Origin of the sequence: Sphingomonas sp. 10B4 (genome assembly GCF_035019905.1) — a bacterium.
GTDB classification, from domain to species: domain Bacteria; phylum Pseudomonadota; class Alphaproteobacteria; order Sphingomonadales; family Sphingomonadaceae; genus Sphingomonas; species Sphingomonas glacialis.
On sequence record NZ_JASJVC010000120.1, the window covers coordinates 1 to 5,692 of the forward strand.

Genomic DNA, 5,692 nt, shown 5'->3' on the forward strand with positions numbered 1-5,692 from the left:
AGATGTGTATAAGAGACAGGGTCACCCGTGCCACGGGCCGACCCACCCCCGGCCCCTCCCTTCCAGGGAGGGGAGGAACGGCGCACCGCCATTTCAGGCAGCGCTGCGCCGTTCCTCTGCTCCGTAGCGTCGCCGCGTGCTTTCGCCTTACGAAACCCGCTCGAAGTTCAAAGTCCGCGCCGTCGTGTCCGCCGCCACCAGCCGCACCGAGATCGTCTCCCCCGGCTTGCCCTCGGTCTTGACGCTCGTCAGCACCGCCAGCTCGCACAGCTGAATCCGCGCGCCGTGCGCATCCGCATCGACGATCACCGCGAAGAAGATCTCGCCCTCGCGCCCCTGCAGCACCGCCGTCTCGGCCAGGTCGATCACCGCGCGGTCGATCCGCCCGCCGATCGCATCGGCGCGCGCCATCACCGGCGGGAGCGTCTCGAACGCCTGCGTCACCACCTCGGGCACTGGCTGCCCATTGGCGATGGCGAGCGCGGCGCGCACGACATAGCGATCCGCCAGCCGGCGCAGCGGCGCCGTCGCATGCGCATAGGTCGCCGCCATCGCCGCGTGCCACGGGACCACGCCATCGCGGTACGGCGTATAGGTCGCCCCGCCCCCGCTCCGGCGCTCGGCGATCATGAAGGCGGCCTGCGCCGGGTTGGACGCGGACAGCGTCGCCACGAACTGCGGCAGCGACAATGCGGCGGGCCAGTCGAGCCCAAGCCCCAGCGCGACATTGCGCAGCCGTTGCACCGCACGATCGTCAGGCCCGGCCATCACGCGAAATAGGCCGGTATGATGGGCTTGCAGAAGCGCCGCGACGGCGAGATTGGTCGCGAGCGACAGCGCGGCATTGCGGTCCTCCGACAGCAACCGCGGCTCGAACGCCAGCCGATACCCGCCCTTCCCGTCAGCAATCACATCCTGCTGTGGCGGATCGACGCGACTCGCGCCGCGCGCATCCTCGGCGGTGGCGATGCGGTTGGCGAGTTCGGCGAAATCGGGCGGGAGATCGGCCTCGGTCACGCTGTCATAGGCAAGCTTCGCCCGACTGCGAATGATCGCGCGCTCGGCCCCGTCGAGCGTCGGAGTCCCATCGGGCGCAACGCGCACGGTGAACACCACCGCCGGTCGCGGCCCGCTCGGCAACAGGCTGGCTGCGCCTTCCGCCAGCACCGGCGGGTAGAGCCCGGCCTTGCCGTCGGGCAGATACAGCGTCGTGCCGCGCTTCCACGCCTCGGCGTCGATCAACCCGCCATCGTCGACGAACCACGCGACGTCCGCGATCGCATAGTGGAGCAACAGGTCCGCCCCGCTGCGCTCGATCGCGAACGCCTGATCGAGATCGGTCGAACTCGCCGGGTCGAGCGTGACGAACGGCATAGCCGTCCGATCGACATGCGCGCTCGGCACGCGCTTGGCGGCTTCCTCCGCTGCCGCGAGCACCTGCGGCGGAAACGACTCGGGCACGCCGAACTGCGTCCGGATCAGCGGCAGCCCCGCGGCCAGCACCGCGTTCGAATCGACGAGTGTCTTCAACCGCGCAGCCTCAATAGCCGCCACCGCCAACGACGACGTCGCTGAAGCGCGTGATGTGCGGCTCGAACTTGAGCATCACCTTGCCGGTCGAGCCGTGGCGCTGCTTGGCAATGATCAGTTCCGCCAGGCCATCGACGCGCGAGAGATGCTCGGACCATTGCGCGTGCTTGTCCTGCACCCCCGCCGGGCTGTTCGCGCTCGGGATCTCGGGCTGCGCCATGTTGAGATAATAATCCTCGCGATAGACGAACATCACCATGTCGGCGTCCTGCTCGATCGATCCCGATTCGCGCAGATCCGACAGCAGCGGGCGCTTGTCCTCGCGCTGCTCGACCGCGCGGCTGAGCTGCGACAGCGCCATTACCGGCACGTTGAGATCCTTCGCGACGCCCTTGAGGCCACGGCTGATCTCCGAGATTTCCTGCACACGCCCGTCGCCCGAACTCTTCGCCGAGCCCGACAGCAGCTGAAGATAATCGACGATGATCAGCCCGAGCTGGTTGTTGTGCCGCCGCTGCAACCGCCGCGCACGCGTGTGGAGGGAAGCGATCGAGAGGTTGGCGGTATCATCGATGAACAGCGGCAGATTCTCGAGCTCGGCCGCGGTCGTCGCGAGCGCCTGGAATTCATGCCGGCTGATCTTGCCCGAACGCAGCACGTCCGAATTGATTCGCGCCTGCTCGGAAAGCACGCGCCCCGCCAGCTGATCGGCCGACATTTCCAGGCTGAAGAACGCGACCTTCGCGCCGAGCGAGCGCTCGGGGTCGATCCCGTCGGCCATGTCGCGCATCCAGCGCTGCGCCGCGTTGAACGCGATGTTGGTGGCAAGCGAGGTCTTGCCCATGCCCGGACGCCCGGCGAGGATCATCAAGTCGGAGCGGTGCATACCGCCGATCTTGGTGTTGATGCTCTCGATTCCCGTCGTGATGCCCGAGATATGTCCGCCCGAATTGAGCGCCACCTCGGCCATCTTGAGCGTCGTCTTGGCGGCCTGGAGGAAGCTCTTGGTCTGGCTCTCGGTCGCGCCGTCCGAGGCGACCTTGTAGAGCTCTTCCTCGGCAGCTTCGATCTGCGCGCGCGGATTGACCTCTTCGGAGGTATCCATCGCGCGATCGACGAGGCCACGGCCGACCGTCACCAGCGTGCGCAACATCGCGAGGTCGTAGATCTGCTTGGCGAACTGCCGCGCGCCGATCAGCCCCGCGCCCGAGCCCGTGAGCTGCGCGAGATAGGCGGGGCCGCCCAGCTCGCGCATCCCGGCGTCCTGTTCGAACATCGGGCGCAGCGTGACGGGGCTCGCGAGCATGTCGTTGCCGCGCAGCGTCTTGATCGCGCTGAAGATGCGGCCGTGGAGCGGCTCGAAGAAATGTTCCGCGTCGAGCCGGTCGATCAGATCGTCGGCGAGGCGGTTGTCGATCATCATCGCGCCGAGCATCGCGGCTTCGGCTTCGACGTTCTGTGGTAGCGATACGGTTTCGGGAACGGGCGGTGTGGGGAGGAATGCTGTGGCCATGGCGCTCTCATCCCACTCGCCGCCTGCCCACTCAAGCGGATTGCGCTCACCCGGGTGTGAATCCCGTGGGCGGATGTTGTCCCCTGGCCCCGCCCCCGCTACGGCGTAATCATGGCCGATCCGCGCATCATTGCCGTGACCCTCGACGAACGCACGATCCTGTGGCGGTCGGCCGATATCGAGCAGGAACGCCGCATCGCGATCTTCGATCTGATCGAAGGCAACCATTTCGCGCCGCAAAGGGCGTATCCCGATGGCTATGCCGGCCCCTACCGGATCGCGCTCAGCGTCGAGGAAGGCCGGCTCGGCATCGCGATCCACCGCGCGGACGACAGCCATCTCGAGACCTATGTGCTCGGCATGGGGCGCTTCCGCCGCCCGATCAAAGACTATTTCGCGATCTGCGACAGCTATTACCAGGCGATCCGAAACGCGACACCGGCGCAGATCGAGACGGTGGACATGGCGCGGCGCGGCATCCACAACGAAGCGGCGGAGCTGCTCAAGGAGCGGCTGGAGGGCAAGATCGAGATCGACTTCGACACCGCCCGCCGGCTGTTCACGCTGATCTGCGTACTTCATATCAAGGGCTGACCGCCCGAACGGGACTATCGTGGTAAAATATCGCCTGTGGGGCATCCGGGTCGGGCTGTACGCCACGATCGCCGGCGTACTCGCCCTTGCTGCCATCATTCTCTGGGTGCTCGCGCTGAGCTGGCGCCCGACCGACCGCTTCGCGTTCCAGGGGCTCGACGTGTCTGCCGCCAATGGCGAGATCGACTGGTTTGCCGTCAAACGCGGCGGCGCCGATTTCGCCTATGTCCGCGCAACCGCCGCCGATCAGCGCGACCCGCGCTTCGAGGCGAACTGGGCGGCGGTCGCCGAGACGGGAATGCGCCGCGGGGCGAGCCATGCCTATTCGCTGTGCCGCCTCGCCGCCGATCAGGCCAACGCCTTCAACACGATCGTCGCGCGCGACGATGGCGCGCTCCCCACCGCGCTCGAGCTCGATTTCAGCGACGATTGCACCGCGCGGCCGACCGCGCCGATCGTGCTCGACGAGCTTAGGCGCTTCATCACGATGGTCGAATCGCATACCGGCAAGCCGCTGCTGGTCAAGGTCAGCAAGCGCTTCGATGCGGCATACGGCGTGACGCTGGCGATTCCCCGCCCGGTCTGGGCGATGCAGGATTTCTTCCCGCCCGATTATCCGGCAAGGCGCTGGCGGATGTGGCAGGCAAGCGACATGCGGCGCATCGACGGGGTCGATGGGCCGGTCCATTGGGATGTAGTGGCACCATGACGATGCAAGAAACCTTGATCACCGCAGCGCGCGCCGCCGCGTTGAACGCACACGCCCCCTATTCGCGCTTCGCGGTCGGCGCGGCGGTGCTGCTCGCCGACGGGCGGATCGTGACCGGCGCGAATTTCGAGAATGCGAGCTATGGCCTGTCGCTCTGCGCCGAAACGGTCGCGCTCGCGACGGTCAACAGCGCGGGCGATTTCCGCGACGTGGTCGAGATCGGCGTGATCGGCGGCGCGATGGACGCCGACGGGCGCCCGACGGGAACCGCGCCGGTCGGCCCGTGCGGCCGCTGCCGCCAGGTGATCAACGAAGCCGCGCAGATCGGCGGGCGCGATATCGTCGTCTGGTGCGGCGCGGCCGAGGGCGACGCCGTCGAGCGCTATCTGTTGAGCGAATTGTTGCCGCATGCTTTCGGGCCGGCGGATCTGGGGTTGGGGCCGAAAGCGTAATCGCGAGGTTGCCGCTCCCCGGCGAAGGCCGGGGCCCAGTCGCGAGCGTTCGGTAGTCGAACGCGACGCCACCCCTGCAACGCCCGCATCTGGGCCCCGGCCTTCGCCGGGGAGCGTCGCGTCAGTCCACCTTCGATGCCCCAGCGAACAGCGCATCGACCGACCCGCCATTCGCGCGCAACGCTGCCTCGACGCGCTTGCGCCCGTCATAATAGCGCAACGCCGGAACGCTGCGATGCCCCGCCTTGAGCAAAGCCGCATCTCGGTCCGACAGGCTCCCCCCTACCGCCACCAGATCGCAATAGCCCTCGCGCAGCCACGCCGGATAGACGACATCGGCCGCGACGCCGTAGCGCGCGCGGATCAGCCCGTGGGTGCGCTCGTGCGCGATCACGCCCGACAGGCTGCGGTGTCCCGCCATCGCCCCGCCGTTGAAAACCACGTCACGCGCGGCATCGCTGCGGTTGACGACGATCGTCTCGCCAAACCCGCGCGAGAGCGCGAACGCACCCGACGCCTGCAAGGCGAGCGCCCGCCAACGCCACCCGCCCTCGGTCAGGAAGACGCGCCGACCATAGCCCGACCCGAAGATCGCGCTCTTGCGCAGCAGCGCGTCGGATTTCGCCAGAAGCTGCGGCATCGTCGCCGGCAGCGCCCGCTCGGAATAGACGACGGTATCGCCGATGATCTGGCGATGCGGAAAGGCCAGCACCTCGGGCGCGAGTACCACGGTGCCCAGCCCGACCCCGGCCAGCACCAGCCCGCGATTGAAAAGCCTATGCCATCGACGCATCGATCCATCTCCCCGTATGTGTATTATACTCCGTCTGCTTGACGACCCGCGAAATCGTCGCTCGCTCAAGCCATGATTCTGTAATCTGCAGGATCGATGAC

General features: G+C 67.4%; 6 protein-coding genes. 3 read left to right on the forward strand and 3 right to left on the reverse strand.

Translation table 11 applies throughout. The features are described 5' to 3' along the window. Nucleotides 1–147: 147 nt before the first annotated feature. Nucleotides 148–1,530 carry an RNB domain-containing ribonuclease gene (locus QN347_RS18585; RefSeq protein ID WP_322160303.1) on the reverse strand — a complete coding sequence of 461 codons (1,383 nt, stop codon included), beginning with the start codon at nucleotides 1,528–1,530 and terminating at the stop codon, nucleotides 148–150. A gap of 10 nt (nucleotides 1,531–1,540) precedes the next feature. Then, the gene (locus QN347_RS18590; RefSeq protein ID WP_133189813.1) at nucleotides 1,541–3,043 is read right to left on the reverse strand and encodes a replicative DNA helicase; all 1,503 of its coding nucleotides are present in this window, start codon (nucleotides 3,041–3,043) and stop codon (nucleotides 1,541–1,543) included. A 111-nt stretch (nucleotides 3,044–3,154) separates the two neighbouring features. Between QN347_RS18590 and QN347_RS18595 the strand changes: the two genes are divergently transcribed. The 3 genes from QN347_RS18595 to QN347_RS18605 are packed head-to-tail and all read left to right on the forward strand — an operon-like array spanning nucleotide 3,155 to nucleotide 4,798. Beyond that, nucleotides 3,155–3,637, forward strand: a complete 483-nt coding sequence (locus tag QN347_RS18595; RefSeq protein ID WP_133189815.1) for a UPF0262 family protein — start codon at nucleotides 3,155–3,157, stop codon at nucleotides 3,635–3,637. A 19-nt stretch (nucleotides 3,638–3,656) separates the two neighbouring features. Next, on the forward strand, nucleotides 3,657–4,346 hold the full coding sequence (locus QN347_RS18600) for a glycoside hydrolase family 25 protein (protein WP_322160307.1): 690 nt from the start codon (nucleotides 3,657–3,659) through the stop codon (nucleotides 4,344–4,346). Beyond that, nucleotides 4,343–4,798 (forward strand): cytidine deaminase family protein, encoded by a 456-nt coding sequence (locus QN347_RS18605; protein ID WP_416194461.1) that lies wholly within the window; start codon nucleotides 4,343–4,345, stop codon nucleotides 4,796–4,798. Before QN347_RS18600 ends, QN347_RS18605 begins: the two co-directional genes overlap by 4 nt. A gap of 121 nt (nucleotides 4,799–4,919) precedes the next feature. On the opposite strand, the gene QN347_RS18610 is transcribed toward QN347_RS18605, so the two are convergent. Next, nucleotides 4,920–5,591 carry a hypothetical protein gene (locus QN347_RS18610; RefSeq protein ID WP_322160309.1) on the reverse strand — a complete coding sequence of 224 codons (672 nt, stop codon included), beginning with the start codon at nucleotides 5,589–5,591 and terminating at the stop codon, nucleotides 4,920–4,922. Nucleotides 5,592–5,692: the final 101 nt, after the last annotated feature.

Excerpts from the sequence above, each read along its gene's own strand:
- QN347_RS18590 (WP_133189813.1), bottom strand. The coding sequence starts at position 3,043 with ATGGCCACAGCATTCCTCCCCACACCGCCCGTTCCCGAAACCGTATCG.
- QN347_RS18595 (WP_133189815.1), top strand. The coding sequence starts at position 3,155 with ATGGCCGATCCGCGCATCATTGCCGTGACCCTCGACGAACGCACGATC.
- QN347_RS18605 (WP_416194461.1), top strand. The coding sequence starts at position 4,343 with ATGACGATGCAAGAAACCTTGATCACCGCAGCGCGCGCCGCCGCGTTG.
- QN347_RS18610 (WP_322160309.1), bottom strand. The coding sequence starts at position 5,591 with ATGCGTCGATGGCATAGGCTTTTCAATCGCGGGCTGGTGCTGGCCGGG.